Annotated in this window: 22 protein-coding genes; 12 read left to right on the top strand and 10 right to left on the bottom strand. The window is 44.6% G+C overall.

The window, feature by feature from the left end:
- The 7 genes from ACRC32_RS00665 to ctpC form a co-directional block, all read left to right on the top strand.
- Positions 1-845 (top strand): glycosyltransferase (locus ACRC32_RS00665; RefSeq protein ID WP_438552178.1); only part of this gene is annotated, 845 nt, incomplete at its 5' end.
- A complete protein-coding gene (locus ACRC32_RS00660; RefSeq protein ID WP_438552177.1) occupies positions 842-2,101 on the top strand; it encodes a glycosyltransferase family 4 protein in 1,260 nt (419 codons plus the stop codon). The genes ACRC32_RS00665 and ACRC32_RS00660, both read left to right, overlap by 4 nt.
- A complete protein-coding gene (locus tag ACRC32_RS00655; protein WP_438552176.1) occupies positions 2,079-3,242 on the top strand; it encodes a glycosyltransferase in 1,164 nt (387 codons plus the stop codon). Before ACRC32_RS00660 ends, ACRC32_RS00655 begins: the two co-directional genes overlap by 23 nt.
- Before the next feature lie 54 nt (positions 3,243-3,296).
- Complete coding sequence (locus tag ACRC32_RS00650) at positions 3,297-4,598, top strand: hypothetical protein (protein ID WP_438552175.1); 1,302 nt, start codon at positions 3,297-3,299, stop codon at positions 4,596-4,598.
- A gap of 544 nt (positions 4,599-5,142) precedes the next feature.
- Complete coding sequence (locus ACRC32_RS00645; protein WP_438552174.1) at positions 5,143-6,045, top strand: WecB/TagA/CpsF family glycosyltransferase; 903 nt, start codon at positions 5,143-5,145, stop codon at positions 6,043-6,045.
- Between the two features lie 247 nt (positions 6,046-6,292).
- On the top strand, positions 6,293-7,519 hold the full coding sequence (gene ispG, locus ACRC32_RS00640) for a (E)-4-hydroxy-3-methylbut-2-enyl-diphosphate synthase (RefSeq protein WP_438552173.1): 1,227 nt from the start codon (positions 6,293-6,295) through the stop codon (positions 7,517-7,519).
- Between the two features lie 143 nt (positions 7,520-7,662).
- The gene (ctpC, locus tag ACRC32_RS00635) at positions 7,663-8,943 is read left to right on the top strand and encodes a carboxyl-terminal processing protease CtpC (RefSeq protein WP_438552172.1); all 1,281 of its coding nucleotides are present in this window, start codon (positions 7,663-7,665) and stop codon (positions 8,941-8,943) included.
- A 132-nt stretch (positions 8,944-9,075) separates the two neighbouring features.
- Here the strand turns inward: ctpC and ACRC32_RS00630 are convergent, their stop codons facing one another.
- The 3 genes from ACRC32_RS00630 to ACRC32_RS00620 form a co-directional block, all read right to left on the bottom strand.
- Positions 9,076-9,264 carry a hypothetical protein gene (locus tag ACRC32_RS00630; RefSeq protein WP_438552171.1) on the bottom strand — a complete coding sequence of 63 codons (189 nt, stop codon included), beginning with the start codon at positions 9,262-9,264 and terminating at the stop codon, positions 9,076-9,078.
- A gap of 157 nt (positions 9,265-9,421) precedes the next feature.
- Positions 9,422-11,485, bottom strand: coding sequence for an elongation factor G (locus tag ACRC32_RS00625; RefSeq protein ID WP_438552170.1), 2,064 nt, complete (start codon positions 11,483-11,485; stop codon positions 9,422-9,424).
- A 314-nt stretch (positions 11,486-11,799) separates the two neighbouring features.
- Positions 11,800-12,126 carry an ArsR/SmtB family transcription factor gene (locus tag ACRC32_RS00620; RefSeq protein ID WP_438552169.1) on the bottom strand — a complete coding sequence of 109 codons (327 nt, stop codon included), beginning with the start codon at positions 12,124-12,126 and terminating at the stop codon, positions 11,800-11,802.
- Positions 12,127-12,326: 200 nt separating this feature from the next.
- Here ACRC32_RS00620 and trxA point away from each other — a divergent pair, with 200 nt between their 5' ends.
- Together trxA and ACRC32_RS00610 are read left to right on the top strand one after the other, a co-directional pair.
- Positions 12,327-12,689 carry a thioredoxin gene (gene trxA / locus ACRC32_RS00615; protein WP_438552168.1) on the top strand — a complete coding sequence of 121 codons (363 nt, stop codon included), beginning with the start codon at positions 12,327-12,329 and terminating at the stop codon, positions 12,687-12,689.
- 88 nt (positions 12,690-12,777) lie between these two features.
- The gene (locus ACRC32_RS00610) at positions 12,778-13,890 is read left to right on the top strand and encodes an alkene reductase (protein ID WP_438552167.1); all 1,113 of its coding nucleotides are present in this window, start codon (positions 12,778-12,780) and stop codon (positions 13,888-13,890) included.
- 47 nt (positions 13,891-13,937) lie between these two features.
- On the opposite strand, the gene ACRC32_RS00605 is transcribed toward ACRC32_RS00610, so the two are convergent.
- From ACRC32_RS00605 to ACRC32_RS00585, 5 genes are all read right to left on the bottom strand, one after another.
- Positions 13,938-14,909, bottom strand: a complete 972-nt coding sequence (locus ACRC32_RS00605; protein ID WP_438552166.1) for a histidine kinase — start codon at positions 14,907-14,909, stop codon at positions 13,938-13,940.
- Between the two features lie 318 nt (positions 14,910-15,227).
- Entirely contained in the window at positions 15,228-16,079 is an 852-nt protein-coding gene (locus tag ACRC32_RS00600; protein WP_438552165.1) for a DUF72 domain-containing protein, read from the bottom strand.
- A 202-nt stretch (positions 16,080-16,281) separates the two neighbouring features.
- Positions 16,282-17,331 carry a pentapeptide repeat-containing protein gene (locus ACRC32_RS00595; protein WP_438552164.1) on the bottom strand — a complete coding sequence of 350 codons (1,050 nt, stop codon included), beginning with the start codon at positions 17,329-17,331 and terminating at the stop codon, positions 16,282-16,284.
- 281 nt (positions 17,332-17,612) lie between these two features.
- The gene (locus ACRC32_RS00590) at positions 17,613-18,260 is read right to left on the bottom strand and encodes a response regulator transcription factor (RefSeq protein ID WP_015152683.1); all 648 of its coding nucleotides are present in this window, start codon (positions 18,258-18,260) and stop codon (positions 17,613-17,615) included.
- Between the two features lie 513 nt (positions 18,261-18,773).
- Positions 18,774-19,226 carry a (2Fe-2S) ferredoxin domain-containing protein gene (locus tag ACRC32_RS00585; protein WP_438552163.1) on the bottom strand — a complete coding sequence of 151 codons (453 nt, stop codon included), beginning with the start codon at positions 19,224-19,226 and terminating at the stop codon, positions 18,774-18,776.
- A 375-nt stretch (positions 19,227-19,601) separates the two neighbouring features.
- Here ACRC32_RS00585 and groES point away from each other — a divergent pair, with 375 nt between their 5' ends.
- The 3 genes from groES (at position 19,602) to ACRC32_RS00570 (ending at position 22,751) form a co-directional block, all read left to right on the top strand.
- Entirely contained in the window at positions 19,602-19,913 is a 312-nt protein-coding gene (gene groES / locus ACRC32_RS00580; RefSeq protein WP_438552162.1) for a co-chaperone GroES, read from the top strand.
- A gap of 127 nt (positions 19,914-20,040) precedes the next feature.
- Positions 20,041-21,681 carry a chaperonin GroEL gene (gene groL, locus ACRC32_RS00575; RefSeq protein ID WP_438552161.1) on the top strand — a complete coding sequence of 547 codons (1,641 nt, stop codon included), beginning with the start codon at positions 20,041-20,043 and terminating at the stop codon, positions 21,679-21,681.
- A 284-nt stretch (positions 21,682-21,965) separates the two neighbouring features.
- Entirely contained in the window at positions 21,966-22,751 is a 786-nt protein-coding gene (locus ACRC32_RS00570; protein WP_438552160.1) for a DUF3891 family protein, read from the top strand.
- Positions 22,752-22,788: 37 nt separating this feature from the next.
- On the opposite strand, the gene folB is transcribed toward ACRC32_RS00570, so the two are convergent.
- Both folB and ACRC32_RS00560 read right to left on the bottom strand, forming a co-directional pair.
- Positions 22,789-23,151 carry a dihydroneopterin aldolase gene (gene folB, locus ACRC32_RS00565; RefSeq protein ID WP_438552159.1) on the bottom strand — a complete coding sequence of 121 codons (363 nt, stop codon included), beginning with the start codon at positions 23,149-23,151 and terminating at the stop codon, positions 22,789-22,791.
- A 17-nt stretch (positions 23,152-23,168) separates the two neighbouring features.
- The coding region (locus tag ACRC32_RS00560; RefSeq protein ID WP_438552158.1) for a (Fe-S)-binding protein at positions 23,169-24,488 on the bottom strand (1,320 nt) is incomplete at its 5' end.

Genomic DNA, 24,488 nt, shown 5'->3' with positions numbered 1-24,488 from the left:
GAATTGATAGCAAAATTATTATTGGCGAACACAATATTATTAGCTTAGAAACAGGCATCGAGCATCAAGATAAACTGCACCTGCAATCTCTGCCGACGCTAATGCGGTACACGTATCCCTATGGTGATGGCTTAATTGCCGTTTCTCAAGATACGATCGCCGACTTAGTTGAAACAATTAAAGTGCCACCGCGCATTCCGATGCGGGTCATTTTCAACCCCATCGACCTCGATCGCGTGCAACAACTAGCAAAAAAGCCAACCGATCACCCCTGGTTTCTGGACTCTGAAACACCAACCATCGTTACCGTAGCCCGTCTAGCCAAGCAAAAACAACTCGATGTATTGCTGCGTGCTTTTGCCCGCGTTGTCAAGATTCAGCCTGCCAGACTGTTGATTTTGGGTGAAGGACCCTTGCGATCGCAACTAGAAACCCTGTGCTACGAACTCCAAATCGAAGATTGCGTGGCGATGCCTGGATACGATCGCAACCCTTACAGATACATGTCTGCCTGTGACGTATTCGTACTTGCATCAGCTTGGGAAGGATGCTCGATCGCTTTGCAAGAAGCAATGGCTTGCGGTGCGGCTGTTGTCGTCAACGATGCCCCAGGTGGCTCGAAGGATCTGATCGAACATGGTCAGCACGGAATGATGGTGGCTGCTGGAGATTCAGAAGCACTGGCAACAGGAATTTTGCAAATCCTTAGCAACCCCAGCCTCAAGCAGCATTATCAAACCCAAGCACGTAAACGGGCGCGAGACTTTCAGTATCTAAAAATCGCTCAGCAATATTTAGATTTCTCTACTACTGGGTTAGTCCGCCAAGAGGTACTGTGTCGATGAAATTTCTATTATCTGCCTATGCTTGCGAACCAGGTCGAGGAACTGAACTAGGCGTGGGCTGGAACACAGTTCGAGAGATTGCCAAATACCATCAAGTTTGGGTACTAACTCGACCTGATGACGGTCGCGAGGCAATTGAGGCAGAGCTAGCCCGTCATCCAGTTCCCAACCTGCATTTTATTTATTTCACCTTGCCAATCTGGGGTAGCGGTTGGAAGTGGGGTAATGGAGCTTTCCAAATTCACTACTATCTTTGGCAGATTCAAGCTTATTTTGTTGCCCGTCAACTGCATCGTCAAATTTGCTTCGACTTAGTTCAGCACGTTACTTTCGTTAAGTACTCTAGTCCTAGTTTCCTCTCTCTGCTACCAGTTCCCTTCATCTGGGGTCCTGTGGGCGGCGGCGAAACTGCACCAAAGGCTTTTTGGCAAGACTTCAGATGGAGAGGCAAAGTCTACGAAAAACTGCGTGACTTCTCTCGTCGTTTAGGAGAACTCGATCCGTTTGCCCGCCTGACAGCCAGACGCTCTGTCTTAGCTTGGGCAACTACTGAGGATACAGCGCGGCAACTCTCTCAAATGGGAGCGAAAAACGTCAAAGTGCTTTCCCAAGTCGCTTTACTCCCAGAAGAAATCGCTTGTCTGAGTCAGAGTTACATTTCTAGCGATCGCCCAGTCAGGTTTATTTCTATTGGTAGATTGTTGCATTGGAAGGGGTTTCACCTGGGACTACGTGCCTTTGCTCAAGCAGATTTACCCTCTGATACCGAATATTGGATTGTGGGAGACGGACCCGAACGGAAACGGCTACAAATTCTCGCCCAAAAGTTAGGGATTATCTCTCAAGTCAAGTTTTGCCGTGAGATGCCTCGCGATCGCATCTGGCAAATGATGGCAGATGCACGAGCATTGGTTCATCCTAGTTTGCACGAATCTGGAGGATTTGTCTGCTTAGAAGCAATGGCAGCAGGTCGTCCGGTTGTCTGTCTCGATTTAGGTGGACCAGCGGTTCAGGTCACCGAGGCAACAGGTTTTAAAGTCCCCGCAATCGAACCTCAGCAAGCTGTCACAGGTATTGCTGATGCTATGTCTCGTCTGGCAAACGATGCTGAACTGAGTACCGAATTGGGCAAGGCAGGACAGAAGAGGGCAAACGAGCTGTTCAACTGGGCAAATAAGGGTCAGCAATTAGTTCAGTGCTACGACAACATTCTCGATCGACAAACGATTCCCCATGCGTATTCTCACAGTTCATAACTATTACCAACAACCAGGTGGTGAAGAACAAATCTTTGCTACTGAATCGGCTCTTTTAGAAACACGCGGTCATCAAGTACATCGCTACACGGTTCATAACGAGCGCGTTGAGGGAATGAATCCTCTGACTCTGGCGAAAAAAACAATCTGGAATAACGATGTATACCGCGACCTACGGGCGATCGTCCGCCAGGAACGACCGGAGGTCGCTCATTTCCACAACACTTTTCCTCTGATTTCCCCAGCCGCGTATCACGCCATGAAAGATGAGGGTGTACCAGTTGTCCAAACTTTGCACAACTATCGTCTCTTATGCCCAAATGCTCTGTTTTTTCGCGATGGCAAGATCTGCGAAGACTGTTTGGGGAAATGCGGTTCTATACCTGGTATCGTTCGCGGTTGCTACCGAGATAGTCAAACAGCGAGTGGAGTTGTCGCGGCAATGGTGAACTTGCACTCGATGATGTGTACTTGGACAAAAACAGTAAACGTATTCGTAGCGTATAGCCATTTCGCTTTGCAGAAATTCGTTCAAGGTGGCTTACCGGAGAAAAAAATTCTATTTAAAACTAATTTTCTACATCCCGCTCCCGCACCAGGAACAGGATGTGGTGGATATGCCATTTTTGTCGGGCGGCTTTCACCAGAAAAAGGTTTAGGGACGCTACTAGCTGCTTGGGAACAATTGGGCGGAAAAATCCCTTTGAAAATTGTTGGCGATGGACCGTTAGCACCTCAAGTTGTTGAGGCAACAAAGCGCGTACCAGGAGTGGAGTGGCTGGGACGCAGACCGTTGGAAGAAGTTTACGAGTTAATGGGAGAAGCTGCCTTGCTGATTTTTCCTTCTCAATGGTACGAAACTTTTGGCAGAGTTGCGATCGAGGCTTTTGCCAAGGGAACTCCTGTAGTAGCTTCAGCAATTGGTGCGATCGCCGAGTTAGTTACGCCTGGGCAAACCGGACTTCATTTTCTTCCAGGTAACACCCAAGACCTTGTAGAGCAAGTAGAGTGGGCTTTATCACATCCAGAAGAACTGATGCAGATGCGCCGAGCAGCTAGGGCTGAATTTGAGGCTAAGTACACTGCGGAGGAAAACTATCGCCGCATGATGGAAATTTATACATTAGCTCCTCATGTCTAACTTACACGTAGCAGTATACAGTGCGCTCTGGTGCTTGTATCTAGAGGTAGATCGATGAAAGTAGAGGCGGCGTGTCAGCAACAACGCAGGGGATTAATTAAAAGTTCCACAATTGTACTATTAGCATTTGCCACTGCTTTTTTTGCCCGCATCATCGAGGCATTAGGAGTACCCGCAGCAATTAATTTTTTACACTTTGCTACAGTTCCACTTGCCTGTGGTATTGCTCTTGTCAAAGCTCGCTCTAAAAGCCAGCGTCAGCTTACCATCGTCCAGGAAATTCTTTTAGGTCTATTAATATTTTTCATCTCAATCTGTGCTAGTGGGCTACTAAATAATGCTGGATTAATTAATGTAGTTCTAAATTATTTAATGCTGACCGAACCGTATTTACTTCTAGTGGCGATCGCCTGCATTCCCATGTCTTTAACTAGCACGGAAAAACTGCACTGTTGGTTAGTGCGTTTTGGCTTTATCAATCTCCTGCTTGCTTTGCTCCAGCGCTTTGTTCTCAACTTACATCTTCTGGAAGGTTTAGAAGACAATATTAAAGGAGTTTTTTTAAACCAAGGTTCTGGTCATGTTGTTGGTGCTTCAGTTTCATTAACATTTGGTACGTACTATTTATGTATTGCTAAAAACCGTCCGATTTGGCTGCGAATATCTGTATTTCTTGCTACTATCGTTCACGTATTAGTATCAGATGCCAAACAAGTTCTAGCAGTATTTTTAGTTGCTCTCGTACTTCTTTTTTGCACTAAATTAAAAGATATTACAGAATTTGTAAAATACTCGATTGGATCAATTTTAGCTGTATTTATCGCAGTTTGGTTGGCAAATAATGGGTTTCTCGCCTGGAGCGTCGATATGACTTTAGAGGGGATGAAGCTTAAACTAGTAGGATTCTCAATTATTCCTTCTTTCTATCATTCCCCGCTCAACCCTTTACTGGGGCTTGGTCCTGGTCACACGATCGGACGTTTAGGAGGATGGATGCTGCGTGATTATTGGGATCTGCTCTCACCTTTAGGGGCAACTCAACTTTCAGTAAGCGAAGCTGTATGGAGTGCGGTAGGAGCAAGCTGGTTTGGCGATAAATCTAGCATGTTTTCGCCATTTTTTGGTTGGGCAGGAATTTGGGGAGATTTGGGTTTTCTAGGGTTAGGAGCTTATTTTTATCTTGCGTTTCTTGTTTGGTGCAGGCTGTGTTCGGACGATATTTCTCGGTTTTTTCTCCTAACTATATTTGTTTTTGGGTTGATTTTCACTCAAATAGAAGAACCTGGCTATATGCTCTTTATGGCTACTCTTATCGGTCTGCAATGGCAAACCAATCGCTTGAGACGGATTTCATAACTTCTGTATCTTCAGAGTTTTGCGATCGAGCAATCTACGGGCTATTAAATAGAAGCAAATCTGCTACTATCGCTGGGTACCGATCGTACCATGACTGAGCAATTATTATTTTTTAATGAAGTTGCTGAACTACTATTGCTTGCCAGTGATTTTTGGTATAAATTTAGACATATAAATAATTTTCAGAGCAGGTCTCATCGATCCCACCGTATTTTGAGAAAACGTGTAGCAATTTCTCAAATCTATAGGTGCTATTATCTCTGTTGATTAATATTTAACAGATAATATTTATATTTTTGCGATCGCTTCTCTGGCTCATTTACCATGCAGATTGAATTTAATCAAATAAATCATGAGTCGTCAAAACAGTAGAAATAAAATCAATATTTTTCTAAAGTCTTTCTAGTAAAACTATAGTTCTGAGAAATTTGAAATCTTTCTTTTATCGTTGAAGGCGCAAATAATCAATGATTAGCGATGCTATAAATTACTTTCAAACTATACTGTCATTCATGGCAATGACTCAAGTGAAGAGTTCAGGGAAATGAGATTTGATACAACACATAAAGTAGAAGCAGTGGAGTTAATCCAACAAATAACATCGGATTTTCCCAGTCTAGCCATCACTCAATCGTTTCATACTCCAGTAAATAAATTGGAGTTAGAAGTTATTCCGGCTGAAATTCCTCAAATCAGAATTTGTGTTATCGGCTCACCAGTCACGGTAGCACCTTTCGATCGCCAAATAGAAATGATGATGGAGTGGGCTAGCAGTCGTGCTAGCCGATTTGTATGCGTGGCAAACGTCCATATGCTGACAGAAGCCTACTGGCATCCAGAATTTCATGCAGTGTTAGCTCGTGCAGATTTAGTCACTCCTGATGGCATGCCCTTAGTATGGATGATGAAACTAATGGGCGCGCAGCATCAGAATCGCGTTGCTGGGCTAGACATCATGTTATCTATTTGCCAACAGGCTCCCCAGCGTCAGATAAAAGTCTTTTTTCTTGGTTCGGAAGCCTCCATATTAGAACAGATGCGAAAGCGCTTAGAGTGTGACTTTCCCGCTTTAGAAATTGCCGGAATGGAGCCATTACCATTCCGTTCGCTTACAAAAGCAGAGGATGCGGCGGTCATTCAAAAAATTCATGATAGTGGAGCTGGAATTGTGTTAGTAGCTCTAGGATGTCCGAAGCAAGAATACTGGATGGATCGACATAAAGACAAAATTCATGCCGTCACGATTGGTGTAGGCGGAGTATTTCCAGTGTATGCAGGAATTCACAAACGCGCTCCCTTGTGGATGAGAAACTTTGGTTTGGAGTGGTTTTACAGATTAGTTCAAGAACCACGTAGACTCTGGAAAAGATATACTACCACCATGCCCCTGTTTATCTGGCTAGCTTTGAAGCAGCTATTAACTCAGGGAGCAGAGAGCAGGGAGTAGGGAAAAGAGAGCTTCAGGTGCAGAGGGGCTTCAGGTGCAGAGGAGCAGAGGAAGCAACTCAAAATTCACGCATTAATTCCGAATTCTGAATTCTGAATTCTCCCCACACCCCACACCCCACACCCTTTCTTCACTGACAACTGATAACTGATAACTGATAACTAGCCCCCTGCCCCTAATTTGTGGCAATCTGAGAGACAGATAGACTCATCTGATAATCTCGCTACAAAAATTCAGCCAACAGGTTATGCAGACTCTCCCTAACCCAGCTACAGTAAAATCTTCTTCTGGCGAACTTTCCACTGATACTACTATTCATCGCCGCCAGACTCGTCCGATTCAGGTAGGAAACGTCACGATTGGTGGTAGTCATCCAGTGGTGGTGCAATCCATGATCAACGAAGACACCCTGGATATAGACGGTTCCGTTGCTGCTATTCGTCGCCTACATGAAATTGGCTGCGAAATAGTCCGCGTAACCGTACCAAGTATGGCACACGCTCAAGCCTTAGCAGAAATCAAACAAAAGTTGTATGCCTCATACCAACCAGTCCCAATCGTGGCTGACGTGCATCATAATGGGATGAAAATTGCTTTGGAAGTTGCCAAGCACATCAATAAAGTGCGGATCAATCCTGGCTTGTACGTATTTGAAAAACCTAAATCCAATCGCACTGAGTACAGTCAAACAGAATTCGAGGAAATTGGAGACAAGATTCGCCAAACTTTGGAACCACTGGTAGTCTGCTTACGCGACCAGGGTAAAGCCATGCGGATTGGCGTGAATCACGGCTCCTTGGCAGAAAGAATGCTGTTTACCTACGGCGACACCCCAGAAGGAATGGTAGAATCAGCGCTGGAATTCATTCGGATTTGCGAATCGCTAGACTTTCGCAACTTAGTGATTTCTCTTAAAGCATCGCGAGTGCCCGTGATGATCGCTGCCAATCGCTTGATGGTTAAGCGTATGAATGAGCTAGGCATGGACTATCCTTTGCATCTAGGCGTGACGGAAGCTGGAGATGGCGAATACGGTCGAATCAAATCTACTGCTGGGATTGGGACGCTTTTAGCTGAAGGGATTGGCGATACCATCCGCGTATCGCTGACAGAAGCGCCAGAAAAAGAAATTCCCGTTTGTTACAGCATTCTGCAATCTTTAGGTTTGCGGAAAACAATGGTAGAGTACGTTGCCTGTCCTTCTTGCGGACGCACCCTCTTTAATTTAGAGGAAGTGTTGCATAAAGTTAGAGAGGCAACTAAGCACCTAACAGGTTTAGATATTGCCGTTATGGGTTGTATCGTCAATGGTCCAGGGGAAATGGCGGATGCGGACTACGGCTATGTAGGAAAGCAACCTGGTTACATTTCTCTCTATCGCGGTCGAGAAGAAATCAAGCGCGTTCCTGAAGATCGAGGAGTGGAAGAATTGATTAACTTAATTAAGGCAGACGATCGCTGGGTCGATCCGTAAGCAGCGACCAATGACCAGTGACCAGTTGACAAGGTTTGTCTGCTGCGGTCACTGGTCACTGTCAAAACTGGTCACTGTCTGAGTGCCCTGTGTTAAATTGGGCTTACTTGGTTTGCTTTGTTCTCCAGCTGTGCAGTGTCAATATGATCGGGAATAAGCGCGGAATTCTATTGGGTGCAACGGCAGTGATGCTCTCCACTGCCGCAGTTGCCAGTTTTAGCGATCGCTCTCAAACTCAAGCTTTCTTTCGTGAAAGTCCGAAAGAATTAGTCGATGAAGTTTGGCAAATTATCGATCGACAGTATGTGGACGGGACTTTCAACAAGGTCAATTGGCAAGCTGTGCGCAAAGAGTACTTGAGCCGCTCTTATGCCAATCGAGAGGATGCTTATAAAGCAGTCCGTCAAATGCTAGAAAAGCTCAAAGATCCATATACCCGATTTATGGACCCAGAAGAATTCAAGAATATGCAGGTAGATACTTCTGGAGAACTAACGGGAATTGGGATTCAGATCGCCCAAGACGAGAAAACAAAGCAACTAACTGTAATTGCCCCAATTGAAGATACACCTGCTTTCAGTGCTGGAATTCTTGCCAAGGATACAATCGTCAAAATCGATGGTAAAAGCACTAAGGGAATGGATGTGAATCAAGCAGTGTCTCTGATTCGGGGACAACCAGGTACAGAGGTACAAATCACAATTTTGCGCAACGGACAGCAGAAAGATTTTCGGATAAAACGGGCGCGAATTGAAATTCATCCAGTGCGTTACAGCTACCAAAATAATCCAGCAGGTGGTGTGGGATATATTCGCTTGAATCAATTTAGTGCCAATGCTGCCACGGAAATGCGCGATGCGATTCAAGATTTAGAAAAGAAGCAGGTATCTGGTTACATTTTGGATTTACGTAATAATCCTGGTGGTTTGTTACTGGCTAGTGTAGAAATTGCTCAAATGTGGCTGGAAGACGGAGTCATCGTTTCAACCAAGAACCGACAAGGAAAACAAGATATTGAAAGGTCTAATCACCGACCGTTAACAAATAAGCCTCTAGTCGTGCTAGTGAATGATGGCTCGGCAAGTGCTAGTGAAATTTTGTCTGGCGCTCTACAGGATAATAAGCGAGCGGTTTTAGTGGGAGAAAAAACATTTGGTAAAGGTTTGGTGCAATCGGTACGTAGCTTGGGAGATGGTTCTGGGTTAGCTGTAACGATCGCCAAGTACTTTACCCCTAACGGGCGCGATATCAATAAGTCGGGGATTGCGCCTAACGTAGTAGTATCGCTGACGGATAAACAGAAACAGGCGTTGTTCCTACAAAATCGCGACAAGGTTGGCACGCCTTCAGATCCGCAGTATGCGAAAGCATTAGACATATTACAAAAGCAGATTGCGGCTAAGGGGAACTCTGCGACAAGGTAAAGCCAAAAGTCAAAAGTCGAAAGTCAAAAGTCAAAATTTACTTCTTGCCTCTCGCCTCTCAACAGCAATCAATTATCCGTTACCAATTCAAAATCTAAAATCTAAAATCCAACATTTTCTCCCCCTAAATCCTTACACGGGTTGGCATTTTCCGGCGCGAATTAGTCCAACGCGACGGGCGATCGCTTCTGCTTGAGATGGAAACGGTCCCCAACGTTTCCTGGCTTCTGGATCTGGCTCTACATTCACCTGCTCGTCAGAGACAATTGAGCAGTGACCGTCAGAAAGCTTAACGACATACCAGGTTTGTGAATTTATCATAGGTTAAGGCGCTGAGCGTTGTTTGGTTCAGTATCCTAATTTTAAGCTTTCCACAGACATTGGCATTTTAAGAAAGGCAGAAGAGAAAGTCATTAAGCTATCGCTTGTAGGATTTCCTTCCGCCCTCTGCCTCCCTACTTCTGCTTTCTTCTTAGCATCAACGGCTGCCGTTACTGTTACTGCCAGTTGCCAAAACTCGCTCTGCTAACTTGTCAGGAACTTCTTGCAAGTGATGGTATTGCCACTGGAAAGAACCAACACCTAGAGTTAGCGATCGCAACTCGACAATGAAGTTCTGCATCTCGGCTTGGGGTAAGTAAGCAATCAGCTTGTCCCAACCAGACCAATCAGATCTTCCTTCATAGCCTAGAATTTGTCCCCTTCGTCCGCTCACCAGTTGCATTACCTTGGAAGTGAATTCGCTAGGCGTATTGACTTCAATTGAGGCGATCGGCTCTAATAGCGTTGGTTCGCACTGAGTCATTCCCGTTTGCATAGCTAGCCGTGCCGCTTGTTTGAATGCTTGCTCGGAGCTATCAACTGTATGATAAGAGCCGTTGGTCAGGGTGACGGCAACATCAACTACGGGGAAGCCTAAGGGACCGTGTACCAAAAACTCCCTCACGCCGACTTCCACGCCAGGAATATATTGCTTCGGGACAACGCCACCTACAATCTTTTCGCTAAAATTAAAGCCTTCTCCACGCCCAAGCGGTTTAATATCCAGGTAAACGTCGCCAAACTGCCCGTGTCCTCCTGACTGGTGCTTGTAGCGCCCGTGAACTGAGGCAGCAGGCTTGCGAATGGTTTCTTTATAGGGGACTTGTGGTAAGTGAGTCCCCATCGGCAAGTTATACTTCCGGCGCAGGCGATCGAGAGCAACTTGCAAGTGAATTTCACCTTGTCCCCACAGGATCACTTCGTGGGTATCGCCGTGTTGTTCCCACATTAAAGATGGGTCTTCTTCTAACAGTTTAGTCAGCGCCGCACTCAATTTGACTTCGTCGTTGCGTTTTTCTGGGGCGATCGCCAAGGCATAAACTGGTTTGAGTATTTCTGCTTTAGGTAGTTCCTTAACTTGCCCATTTGCGGACAGAGTATCGCCAGTTTTCACGCCATCCAAGCGGCTGAGGGCAACAATTTCACCAGCTTCAGCTTCATTTGTCGAGGTCTGTTGCTGTCCTAGTAGCCGATAAATCCCGCCAGCGCGAGTACCATTCAACACGATGCCATCGGTTAACTTACCCTGCCATACCCGTACTAGGGAAAGTTTGCCTCCTTGGGGCGTGTAATAGGTTTTCAATACTTGGGCTATGGGAGTTTCAGCAGTAGCGCCAAGCCCTCGTCGTTGAGCAGTGTCTTGTGGTTCAGGTGCTTCTCGTAACAGTGCTTCTAAAAGCGGTCTAACTCCAAAATCTCGGTCTGCAACTCCACAAAATACTGGAACGACTAAATCTGCCCCTAGTTCTAATTTCAAGTCTTGCAGAATTTCTTCTTGAGGCGGCTCGATTTCTTCTAAAAGTTCTTCCAATAAATGGTCGTCAAAGTTGGCTAATTCTTCCAACATTTCCGCTCTAGCTGCCTGTTCCTGTGCCTTTAAAGATGCTGGCAATGGAATCGGATCGGCTGGTGCGCCAGAGTGGTATTGATATGCTTGTTCGCTGACTAGATCGATAAATCCAGTTAGCTGTTCGTCTTGAATAATGGGATATTGATGCGGTACGAGCGGACGCTTGGAAACAGCTTTAAGGGCGTGCAACATATCCATGAAATTGTTGCTAACCCGATCCATTTTGTTAATAAATACGAGATGGGGAATTTCCCAATCGTCAAGAAATTTAAATAAAGGAGCGAGGGTAAGTACCTTCTGACGCAGACCATTTTCATTGTTATCATTTGCTGGTTCGCAAACAACAACTGCTGCATCTACACCCATAAGAGCGTTATATGTCTCTTGGGCAAATTCGACTGAACCCGGACAGTCAACAAATGTGAAGCGGACACCTTCATACTCCGTACTAGCGGCACTCACTTCTACACTCATTTGGCGATCGCGCGCTTCCGCTGCACTGTCTCCTACGGTGTTACCGTCGCGGATGCTACCTTTACGAGTAATAGCTCCTGTGACGGATAACAAACTTTCGAGCAAAGTTGTTTTTCCGCTCAAATAGGGACCGACAATTGCAACATTGCGCGTACTCGCTCTGACATTTTCATTCATACAACCTCCTACGCGGATTCTTTTATGAGAAGCCGCACGATCGTGAGTAGACAATGGATAATGTTGTAGAGAATTATCCCGTCTTTAATCCGACCTTATCTTGTCTTTAATCGTAAGAATGAAAATTGTAGTTTCTCGTAAGAATTAGCTAAATTAAAGTTAATTAGATTTAACTTTTATGCAGATATTTGGAGTTTTATCAAGCGGGGAGTGGTAATTGGTAGTTGGTAGTTGGTAGTTGGCAAGAGACAACAGATAGGAAGTCTTTCTCCCTCAGCAACCTTGCGCTCTCTTCTTCCCCTAACCCCTAACCTCTAATTCCTAACCCCTCTCATCAGGCTTTGCAAGCAAGCATTAAGTAACTCCCAATTCAAAGAGTTATATTTTGTCTGCCCTTCCTTGCGAATATCGAGCAACCCTGCTTCCGCTAGAGTTTTAGAGTGGTGGCAGAAGAGGGCAAGGCTAATACTTAATTTTTGAGCGATCTCCGTACCGCTCAATTCTCCAGCATGGGCGAGTAACTCTACAATTTTCAATCTGGTCGGGTCGGCAAGGGCTGCAAAGATTTTTGCCCGACGACAGCTATCGTCAACTTCAGCTACAGGTAGGGACACGAGCTTTTCTGAATTAGTCTCTTTCATGGTCGTTCGTCCGCGATCGCGCTACTTGTCAAATAGTTAAATAGCTACTTGACTTTTTAATTTGTATTGTCTAACATAATAGTCAAGTGGTTGTTTAACTACTTAAATTTTAACCTACGGTTGGCGATCGGTAATAGGTAGTTGGTAGTTACCTTTTGCTTGTGCTAATCCGGTTTTGATGAAGAAGGAGACTTGTAGGTATGACAGATCGTGTCAAGCCGTTGACTCTCACTGCTGAGAACTTTCAAACAGAGGTCATTGAGAGTAAAGCACCAGTGCTAGTAGATGTTTGGGCAGTCTGGTGCGGACCTTGTAGGGTGGTTAACCCGATTGTGGAAGAGATTGCTGCCAATTTTGCCGGACGCGCCACAGTAGGCAAACTGAATGTTGACGAGTACGGAGAAATTGCTTCTCGATATAGGGTGCAGGCAATTCCGACGCTGTTATTTTTCCAAGATGGCGTAGTTGTAGATCGAGTTGTTGGCGTTGTTCCGGCAAAAGCGATCGCGCAAAAGTTGAATGCTTTGTTAGAGCCAGCAATGGGCGATCGACAAGCTGCTTAGACATTACATCTGTAGAGGCGTGAAATTTCGCGCTTCTACAGTCCACATTATTTCATACACTTTTTATCCATTTACCCTAGTAAAGCCTATGAATACCAACATCGATCTATTCTCACCCGTTCGGCTCGGTCGTTACGAATTACCTAACCGAATGGTGATGGCTCCCTTAACACGTAACCGTGCGGGAGAGGGTAACGTGCCGAGAGAATTGAATGTAGAATATTACGCCCAAAGAGTATCGGCAGGACTGATTATTACAGAAGCGACTCAGGTGTCGCCACAAGGCTTAGGTTATCCGTTTACCCCTGGTATTCACTCTCAAGAACAGGTAGAAGGCTGGCGGCTGGTGACGAAAGCCGTACACGATCGCGGTGGCAAAATTTTTCTCCAGTTGTGGCACGTTGGGCGAATTTCTCACCCTGACTTGCAACTCAATGGAGCCTTACCCGTTGCACCTAGCGCGATCGCTCCAGCAGAAGGCATGGCATCAACCTACGAAGGACAAAAGCCTTACGTTACACCCCGCGCTCTAGAAACAGCAGAAATTCCAGGAATTGTAGAACAATATCGCCAAGGGGCAAAAAATGCGTTAGTGGCTGGGTTTGATGGCGTAGAAATTCATAGCGCCAACGGCTATCTGCTCGATCAATTTCTACACAATGGCTCCAATCACCGTACAGATGAATATGGTGGTTCGATTGAAAATCGCGCCCGCTTGCTAATGGAAGTGACTGAAGCAGTCGTTAGCGTTTGGGGCGCAGATAGAGTGGGAGTTAGACTTTCACCCAGTGGCACTTTTGGAAGCGTCTACGACTCCGATCTCAAAGCATTGTTTACCTATGTAGTTGATGCGCTCAACCAATTTGAATTAGCTTACCTGCATTTGGTAGAGCCGAGAGTTGCTGGTAACGAGACAGTAGAAAACCCCACCTCAGAATTATCATCAAAATACTTCCGCCCGATCTACAAAGGGACTCTCATCAGTGCTGGCGGCTACGATCGCGAATCGGGAAATACAGTATTAGCCTCTGGAGATGCGGACTTAGTTGCTTATGGTAGGCTCTTTATCTCCAACCCCGACTTACCCCAGCGTTTTGCTTTGAACGCACAATTAAACCCCTACGATCGCTCCAGCTTCTACGGTGGAGACGAGAGGGGTTATACCGATTATCCATCTTTGGAATTACAGACTGCTAGTTAAAAGGAAGCAGTAGGGACGCTCAATTATGCGTCCCTACTTTACCCATGTTATTTACTAGCAGGTGGTTCTTTATCTTTGAGCAAATCACTGGCAACTTTGAGCAGATCGTGCAGAATCTTGCGTAGTTGATGCTCTCCTTTCGCGATCGCTTCTCCTACTTCTTTAAGTCTATCTTCAAGCGATCGCCCTTCTACTGATTCTCCTGCATCGGCTTTGTTACGAGTGCGATTATACCAATGCGTAGCTTCATCTATTCTTTCTTTGATTTCCTCGTAACGTCCGCCATAGCGGGCGGCTAGATTGGCACGCACAATTGCCAGTTGTGCTTGAAGTTGAGCGTAACGCTTCTTCATTAAAGCGAATTCTTCGCTGTTTTTGAAGGCATTAATGGCGGATTGGATCGCATCTTTCAAACTAGAATCTGACTCTTTACTCACTTCTTCTACATCAACCAAGAGGCGATCGATCTCTTGTTGTAGCTCCTCTTCTTGAGAGTCAATTCTTGACTGTAGTTGGTGAACTTCTGCCTGATCTTTGACAATCGTTTGCCGTTTGCCACTACTATAACCTGCAATAAATCCTTCTACAGCAGCCGTAACTTCCTCTTTAATTTCGCTACCTTTATCCTTAAAGTTATCGCTGACTGCTGAAATGGTATCTCTGAAAATTTGACGAATATCGCTAGAACCTGCTTTTATCTCCGTGCGGATATTGTATATAGCAGATTGGACGATCTCGCGAATTCTACTCGATCGCAACTGTCCGGTCGATTTTGCTTCCTCAAATTCGGAGCGGATCTGTAACCTAATTCGCTCGACCAAATTGCCATCCAAATTAGTTTTTGTATCTGGATTATCTACAGGACGTTGAGCAAAATCTTCAAAGTTATCGTAATCTTTGGGGTCGAAATTAGAGTCGTATTGGTCGAGATTAGGAATCGTTTCCTCATGAACTAACCCTGGCTTCCCTTGAGCTAGATCGTTCATGATTTTTTGTTTTTCTTCGTTACTTAAAGTCACTTTTGTTTCTCCTACTTACCAAATCAAACTACTAAAACTGAACTGTAATAAAAGAGCTGTTTTTGCGTTCTTCTTTACGCCTTTGCGTCTAACGCTTCGCCTTCGGCTAATGCGTGAAACGCAATCGCAGCCTCATCCAATCGTAAGAAAAGATTTCTGATATCGTGTTCGGTTAATCGCTCGTAAATACCGTCAGGATCGATTCTGGAAAACCCGTCCTTGCAATAATCTGGCTATTACAGCAAACGTGATATGACTTATTACTACACTAAAGATAAACAGATCCGATCGCACTCTTTCTGACGGATGAAAGTCGATCTAGAACAAGCTGAGTTGCTGAGGAAATGACTGCAAATCGTTCCAGGGAAGCGGCGGAACCACAACCCCTTTTTGGGTCAATAATTGGTGAAAAGACCGAGCATTGTGCGGCGATCGCTCTTCTGTGGGACAATGAACGAAGAAATAAATGTGGGTTCCTTGGCGTAAATTGCGATCGATAAAATCAACCCATTCTTCAAGAAAGGGCTGATTTAACTCCCACTTTGGATGGCTAATAAAGCGAACTAAGCTAAACGGCGCGGTGAGACTAAATTCTACTGGTAACTTAGGTTTGCGGCGTTCGGAGTGACTTTGTGGGTCATCTGGCACATCGTATATTGGACGGCTATCAAGTAAAACTCTACCTATTCCCAATTGTTCTAAAAGCGCTGTTAATTGACTAGCATATGGCTCTTGAAACCAGTCTGGATGACGCACTTCTAAAGCTAGAAATGCTTTTTCTCTCAAAGCAGTTAAGAATATTGTTAAGTCCTCTATTGTTTCTGGACTATATCGTGGTGGGAGTTGAGCAAAAATTGGTCCCAGGCGATCGCCTAAACCCTGCATTCGTGCTATAAAACTCAAAGCATCGGGAATATGTGCTTCTAGCAAGCCTTGATGGGTAATGTCTCGCGGTAACTTGAGGCAAAATTTAAATTCTGAGTGTGTTTCTGCTGCCCAGCGCGCTACAGTATCGGCATCAGGGATAGCGTAAAAGATAGTGTTTCCTTCAACAGTCGTGAGACGCTGGCTGTATAAATGTAAAAACTCACCCGCACGACTTCCAGTCGGATAAAAATCGCCTACCCAACCTTTATACGACCAAACAGCACAGCCAAGATGAAAGTTCACGAGGAAATCAAAAGTTAAGAAGTGTAGGGGCGGGTTTTAACCAAAATGTTCTCGCCAAAGCTTGTCAATCTATTTGCGCGCACCCGCCCGTACGAAAGTTAAAAATTGTAGAGACGGGTTTTGACCAAAAATTTAGAGCTTTTGTTTGCCAATCTATTTGCTGAACTCTCCCGTACAAAAATCAAAAATCAAAGAAAATTTTCTACGAATGGATTGAGCCATCGGGCATAATTGCCCCAGTTAAAATTGCTCCGGTTAATTTGACCATAATTCGGTCTTTTGTGCCTACTTTAGCTCCTTTTAAATTAGCTTTACTTAAATTTGCTCCACTCAAGTCAGCACCAATTAAATTGGCTTCCTGTAAATTGGCTGAAGTTAAATTTGCGCCTAATAAGTTGGCACGAAATAAATTTGCTTGAGACAGATTTGCTTCTTGTAAATTAACTTTGTGCAGAAAAGAATCGCTCAGATCGGCTTTACTTAAGTTAGCTTTGCTCAAGTTTCTCCCCGATAAATCTTTTTCTTTCAACTCAGCACCCCGTAAATCGGCTCCAGTCATATCGGGATAGTGAGGACGGTAGGGCTGCTGGGAAGATGAAGCAGTGGCTTGCTGGGGCGACTTAGAAGCAGAATAGTAAGATTGAGAACTGCTCTGTTGGGGCGATTGCGATCCCGAGTAATAGCTAGATGGAGGTGATTGCTGCTTGTAGCTCGACTGTGAAGCTGAGTAGTAATCTGACTGGTACGGTTGCTGATAGCTAGATTGCGAATGTGACTGCTGGTGCGACTGAGTAGAGTCGTAGTGCGATTGCGACGGTTGTTTGTAGCTAGATTGTGAATTATTGCCGTTCGACTGCGAACTTGCCTGTTGACGCGATCGCGCCGTTGAATCGTAATATGACTGAGAATTATTGCTGCTCGACTGTGAATAACTTTGCTGGCGCGATTGTGACGCTGAGTAGTAATGAGATTGAGAATGAGCCTGCGACTGTTTAGATCTACTGCGGGACTCTGGTTTTGGTTGCGCGGGAGTAAATTTACCCGTGCGAGTCTGAATTACCCGCAATTGCTCTCGCGCTTGATTAATTTCTTTTAATTTTTCTTGCGCTTTTTGCTGCAACCGCTGATTCTCTTTCGGGATGCGATCGGGATGCCAAATAAAAGCCAAGTCCTTATACGCCTGGTTAATTTCTTCCAGGGAGGCTCCAGGCTCTAATCCAAGTACTCTGTAGCAGTGGTTCAGGTCTAACATTACTACTGCCGCATCCTCACTAGCTTGGTATTACCCATGATAGGCAGCTAATTGCGTATTCGCTACCTTCTTTTAGGCGATCGCCTAATAAGAAACTTAAACTAAACTTGTCACTATTGAGATAAGACTAGTGCAAGAAAGCAGAAGGCAGATAGCAGCAGGATTTAATCTATACGGCATCAGCCAGTCGTGCTGATTCAACTATATAGTCATTCTTGCCATAATCTGCTACATTTTTTCTTGACTTCCCCAGTCTCCAGCCTCCATTTTCCCATGCCGAGTCATGCCATTTGATTTTCAATTGCCCAACGTGCTAGCTCAGTACGATTGTGTAGTCCCGTTTTACCAAGCATATTAGACACATGGCTTTCTACTGTCCGCTGACTCACATTCAGTTCTTCGGCAATGTCACGATTAGCTAGACCTCTCGCCACATATTGCACGACTTTTAGCTCTGTTTGCGTCAGATGCACGTCAAAAGGAACTTGAATTTTTGTCTCGTTTTCGCCGTTGCCACCTGATTGTTGTCTCTGGCGATAAGCTTGTTTGAGAGAAGCTTCCACTTGAGCCACTAGTTCCTCTGGCTCGAATGGTTTGACCATATAGACATCAGCACCGATGTTTAAACCTTTGATTTTGTCTTGGCTTTGACCTTTGGCAGAAAGAAATAGAATCGGAATCCAACTGGTGCGTTCGTCCTGTCTTACCTGATTGACAAACTGATAGCCATCCATTTCTGGCATCATCACGTCACAGATAATCATATCTGGAATTTCCTGCTCCAGAACTTCTAAAGCCTCTCGCCCGTTTTCTGCGGTGATGACCTCATAGCCTCGGAATTCTAGGTAATCCTTGACGAGTAATATGAGGTTGGGGTCATCATCTATTAATAGCAGTCGCTTGTGCTCTTTTACGCTAGTTTCCTTCATGCTGCGCTTACTCGCCACAATTGAGTCAGTCGAACTTTTCAATAGCAGTTTCTCTTGCAATTTATCAATTTGGTGGTATTTTACTGACCTCGGTCTCGCTGATTTGTAGTCGGAAAGCCATTTTAATCTTCAAAGAAGATTTATAGCTTTAGTGCTGCACTGCAACTGCAAAGATTTCAGTCTTAGTACGGACACCTAATGATACGCCCTATTTGGTATAACTTAGGCGATATCATTATATATTCTTTTTTCGGCGTTGTCGTATAAAACCTGATACAATAACAAAATATACTTGTCTTTATCTGAAAGAATCAGTAAAACCCAATAAAGTACGAGCAAACGCCAAAATTTGTACTTAGAAAAGTCAGTCAATTTTGTTTGCCAAATCAAATATTCTTTGTAACTATCCTTAATAAATTGTGATGAGATGGGGTCTCGTGCAAAAGAACTGATGGCTTTTCTGTTATTTTGCCAAGTTATTTTACCAATTCTATTGACTTCTCTGATGCTGCACTAGTTGTCATCTGCGATCGCGACCGATCTCGGGTCTGGAAGAGGATGAACGAGAAAGGCATATTCGCGTACAATTTTGTTGCCGATGAGATGTTCTTGGATAATCCGTTCGATAACTTCGGGGGTTGCCTGACGATACCAAACCCCATCGGGATACACTACGAGAATTGGACCATGAGTACAGACGCGCAAGCAGTTAGCCTTCGTGCGAAAGATACAACTGGGGCGATCGCTCGTTGGTTTATCGAGTTTTAATTGTTTGAGGCGTTTTTTCAAGTAATCCCAAGATTCTAGGCTCGCTTCCTTAGAACAGCACTGCGGTAAAGTCTGGTCGGCACAAATAAAAACATGGCGTTGAATTTGCGGTAAACCTAAAGCCTGGACGCAAACAGCCAAAGCTTCATCATTTTTAGGTTTACAGGTTTCATCTTGGGGTGTCAGGTTGTCGGTCATTTGAGGAGCGAGGAGTGAGGAGTGAGGAGCGAGGGAGAAAATCTCAGCTTCAGGGAATGAAACGGGTGAGTTACATAATTTACACGCATACACATTGCATTTTAAATTGTCTTGTCTCTCTTATCCCCCTTGTCCCCCTTGTCCCCCTTGTCCACGGACACTTTGACGCGACGTGCTTTAACGGAGGGAACCCCCGCACGCAAGTGTCCTCCCCTTGTCCTCCCTATCTCCTTGTCCCCCGTTCCCTCACTCCTTACTCCTCGCTCCTCACTCCTAGTTCGGAAACCCGTACAATTGGATTTGTTGCCATGACCTCTATCTTTTGGCTAAATTAGCACTCAGGAGTTGAGAGTGCTAACAAGGCGAGGAATTTGTATGGCAGCAGTATCTTTAAGCGTTTCTACAGTTAAGCCACTAGGCGATCGCGTATTTGTCAAGGTCAGCGCCTCAGAAGAGAAAACCGCTGGCGGTTTGTACTTGCCCGACACTGCTAAGGAAAAACCCCAAGTTGGTGAAATCGTCGCCCTTGGTCCTGGTAGGCGTAATGATGATGGTTCTCGCCAAGAATTAGAAGTTAAGGTTGGAGACAAAGTTCTTTACTCTAAGTACGCTGGCACAGACGTAAAGCTAGGTACAGATGAGTACGTGCTGTTGTCCGAGAAAGACATTTTAGCAGTTGTTAGCTAATCGGTAATCGGTAATCGGTAATCGGTAATCGGTAATGGGAGATTCACAACTACCAACTACCAACCACCAACTACCAACCATCAACAAGTTTTTTGGGAACTCACAAACAAGAGAAATTTAGACAACTATGGCAAAGCGCATTATTTACAACGAAAACGCTCGTCGCGCTCTAGAACGGGGTATGGACATCCTAGCTGAAGCGGTAGCTGTCACGCTGGGTCCCAAGGGTCGTAACGTGGTGCTAGAGAAAAAGTTTGGCGCACCGCAGATCGTTAACGATGGCGTTACCATCGCTAAAGAAATTGAATTAGAAGATCACGTAGAAAACACTGGTGTATCTCTAATTCGTCAAGCTGCTTCCAAAACCAATGACGCTGCGGGTGATGGTACAACTACTGCAACCGTATTAGCTCATGCCATTGTAAAAGAAGGCTTGCGTAACGTTGCTGCAGGTGCAAATGCAATTTCCCTCAAACGCGGGATTGATAAAGCGGCTAACTTCCTGGTCGAAAAGATTGCCGAACACGCTCGTCCTGTAGAAGATTCCAAAGCAATCGCTCAAGTTGGTTCGATCTCTGCTGGTAACGATGAAGAAGTTGGCAGCATGATCGCCGAGGCGATGGATAAAGTTGGTAAAGAAGGTGTCATTTCCCTAGAAGAAGGGAAGTCCATGACAACCGAGTTGGAAATTACCGAAGGGATGCGCTTTGACAAAGGCTACATCTCTCCCTACTTCGCTACCGATCCCGAGCGGATGGAAGCGATTTTAGACGAACCTTTTATCCTAATCACCGACAAGAAAATCGCTTTGGTACAAGATTTAGTTCCGGTACTAGAGCAAGTCGCTCGTTCTGGTCGTCCGCTGCTGATTTTGGCAGAAGATATTGAAAAAGAAGCGCTAGCAACCCTAGTTGTTAACCGTCTGCGTGGCGTACTCAATGTAGCTGCGGTCAAGGCTCCTGGGTTTGGCGATCGCCGCAAGGCTATGCTGGAAGACATAGCCGTCCTAACTGGCGGTCAACTCATTACCGAAGATGCTGGTCTGAAGCTGGATAACACCAAGCTGGATATGCTAGGTAAAGCACGCCGGATCACCATTACCAAAGACAACACGACAATTGTTGCTGAAGGTAACGAACAAGCTGTGAAGGCTCGTTGCGAACAGATCCGTCGTCAAATGGACGAAACCGAATCTTCCTACGACAGAGAAAAGCTACAAGAGCGCCTAGCTAAACTAGCTGGTGGTGTTGCTGTAGTCAAAGTCGGTGCTGCAACAGAAACCGAAATGAAAGACCGCAAACTACGCTTGGAAGACGCGATTAACGCTACCAAAGCAGCCGTAGAAGAAGGTATCGTTCCTGGTGGTGGTACAACCTTGGCTCACTTAGCGCCTCAGTTGGAAGAGTGGGCAAACCGCAGCCTCAAGGGTGAAGAATTAATCGGTGCAGCAATTGTTGCTCGCGCTCTTACTTCTCCTCTGAAGCGGATTGCTGAAAACGCGGGTCAAAACGGCGCAATCATCGCCGAGCGCGTTAAAGAGAAGGACTTCAATATCGGCTTCGACGCTGCTAAAAACGAGTACGTCGATATGTTTAGCGCTGGTATTGTCGATCCTGCTAAAGTGACTCGCTCCGCACTACAAAATGCTGCTTCTATCGCTGGTATGGTGCTGACCACTGAGTGTATCGTGGTTGACAAGCCAGAACCAAAAGATGGCGCTCCTGCTGGTGCTGGCGCTGGTATGGGTGGCGGAGATTTCGATTACTAAAGTCTGTTAGAGGTAGGCTACTGTTTACCTCAATTGTGAAGAATACAGCTGCTTCCCTTGGGGAGGTGGCTGTTTTTTATAAAGTCAAAAGTTAAAAGTTAAAAGTCAAAAAATTAGATTTCTGATTTTATCTGCATTTATGCGTGTTTAAAATTTCTTCAATCTCCTAAATTAAGCAGATGTATTACGCGTAGGCACGTCAGTGGTTATATCTACAGCTAGGCGACAAACGAGAGAATATTATTCTAATTTCGCCCTATAAGCCAAGCAATGAGGCAAGAACTATGTTACACCGCCAAACACCAACAGGAATAATTGCGATCGCACAACCAACTCACGCTTGGATTGCAGGTTGTCTGGCGCAGGCTTGGGGAAATCAAGATTTTGGCAATTTTACGCCTAGAGAAGAAGTTTGTCTTGGTGCGGCGATACACGATATTGGTTGGGTCTTTTGGGAAAACGAACCGACTTTGAATCTCCAGACGGGTTATCCCCATAATTTTATGGAACTCCCTTCAGAAATCTCGGTCAAGATTTGGTCTGGTGTCAAGCATTTAACTTCGTCTTACGGTAGATATGCAGCGTTATTGGTTTCGCTCCACGGTACGGGATTGTTTGAACGCTTCCGAAAATGGGAAAATTCACCTGAATCTACTCAGTTAGTAGAAGCATATTTGCAGCAAGAATATGCTTATCAAAAACAACTCGTTAATTATTTACAGAATGACTCTCACTATGCAAATCATGCAACTCCAGAAGTAATTCAACGCAATCGCAAATTAGTAGCAATTTGGGATTTATTATCGCTTGCTTTATGTATGGGACTGCAAGAGGAAAGGCAATTTCATGATATTCCTACCGCATCTGGGGAAACGACTCTGACTCTGATTCCTGTAGATGATAATTTTGACAAAATTAAAGTTGAACCTTGGGCATTTGAACGAGATGAAGTAAAACTCAATTATGATGGGCGAGTGTTACGCGATCGCTTTAGAGATGAAACTCAAATGCGTCAGGCTGTGGCAAATGCAGAATGGATAAATATGTCTACTATTTTGATCCCAATGTAGAGATGTTACCTGTAACGTCTCTACATTGAATTGGCAATTATTCCCGAGCATTTCTCGTAATTTCAATTGAAATTCTGCCGCTAAAATCTGGTATAGGTGCGGCGGGTTTAGATAATTTTACTTTGACTTGTTCTAGCCCTTTTACTACTAAAATAGATTCCGCGATCGCTGCTGCCAATTTCTCTACTAAAGCAAACTTAGAAGTTTTTACCAACTGTTGCACGTTACTGATAATATTACGATAATCGATTGTGTCTTCAATAGAATCGCTCTTACCCGCTACCGATAGATCTAACCACAGCGTTACGTCAACCTCAAACCATTGTCCTAATACCTGTTCTTCTGGCAAATATCCCGTATAGCCATAACAGCGAATTTTTTCTAGATGAATGCAGTCCATAGATTAGGGATTGAAGGTTAGGAGTGAGGGATGAGCGAAAGCAGGACTTGAATAGGGTGTAAAAGTATGAATTCATCAAATCGTTTGACTTGAGAACGACAAGAGTAACCAGTAGCTAAACATAATTTTCTCTGTTCTACATCGGATGAAATTTGCCGTCTCCAGCTCATAGCATAAATTCCTTGAGATTCATTATAATGTTCGGCTTCATGTCCGTAAATCCCTGCCATGCCACAACAGCCTGTAGAAACTAAACTCAAAGGAATTTTTAACATTTGAAAGATCTGCTGCCATTGTTTTTGTGAGTTTAAAGCAATCGTTTTTTCAGTACAGTGACCGAATAAGTAATAATGGTTGAATTCAGCTATGCGTTCGCCCATTCTTTGCTTTAATCGCTCTCGTCTTTCCCACAAAAATTCTTGCAGTAGTTTTACTTGAAAATTTGCTTTTAAGCCTTGAACTTTGATATACTCATCTCGATAGGTAAGGACGATACTAGGTTCAATTCCTATCAGGGGAATTTCTAATTGTGCTAATCGACTGAGATAGTCAGTATTTTTTTGCGCGATCGCTTGAAATTTTTTTAAAAACCCTTTAACGTGCAATGGCTTTCCATTCGCAAAAAAAGGTGGAACATACACTGTATAACCTAACTCGCGCAAGAAATCGTAAGTATCGAAAACTATCTGCGATTCGTAAAAGCTGGTAAAAGCGTCTTGCAATAAAATAACGCTGTTTGCTCGTTCTAACTTATTTAGAGTAGATAATTTATCTAGATTAAAAACTGGTGCTTGTCTTTGTTTTAATCCCTGTCTGACAGTCAGCGTGCTGACTGCGGGTGGATCGACCATTCGGACAAATTTTTGAATTAACCAGCGCGACACTGAATTTTGAGTCAAAAAATTTACCAAAACAGGTGCGTGAGATTGCCAACTGGCGAGAATTTCAATATTGCCAATAAAATAATCGCGCCAATGCCTGAGATAGCGAGTGTGGTAAAGTTCGAGAAATTGTGCTTTCAGACTGGGAATGTCTACATGAATCGGACATTGGCTAGCGCACGCTTTACAGGAAAGACAGCCGTGCATTCCGTTGTAAACTTCGTGCGAGTAGTCATAACTTCCCCAGATTCTAGTTAAATTATTCCAGAACTTGAGGGGTAAACTTCCAGATTTTTCAATTTCTTCACTTTTCGTTATTGCCAATTGCCGCAACCATTCCCTCATCAAACTGGCGCGACCTTTAGGCGAGTGGATGCGATCGCCTGTAATTTTGGCAGACGGACACATGACATCATCGGGATTGTAGTTAAAGCACGCGCCATTACCGTTACAGCT

Source organism: Chroococcidiopsis sp. (assembly GCF_051657925.1).
Taxonomy (GTDB): domain Bacteria; phylum Cyanobacteriota; class Cyanobacteriia; order Cyanobacteriales; family Chroococcidiopsidaceae; genus Chroococcidiopsis.
This window is presented reverse-complemented; position numbering and strand designations above follow the sequence as displayed.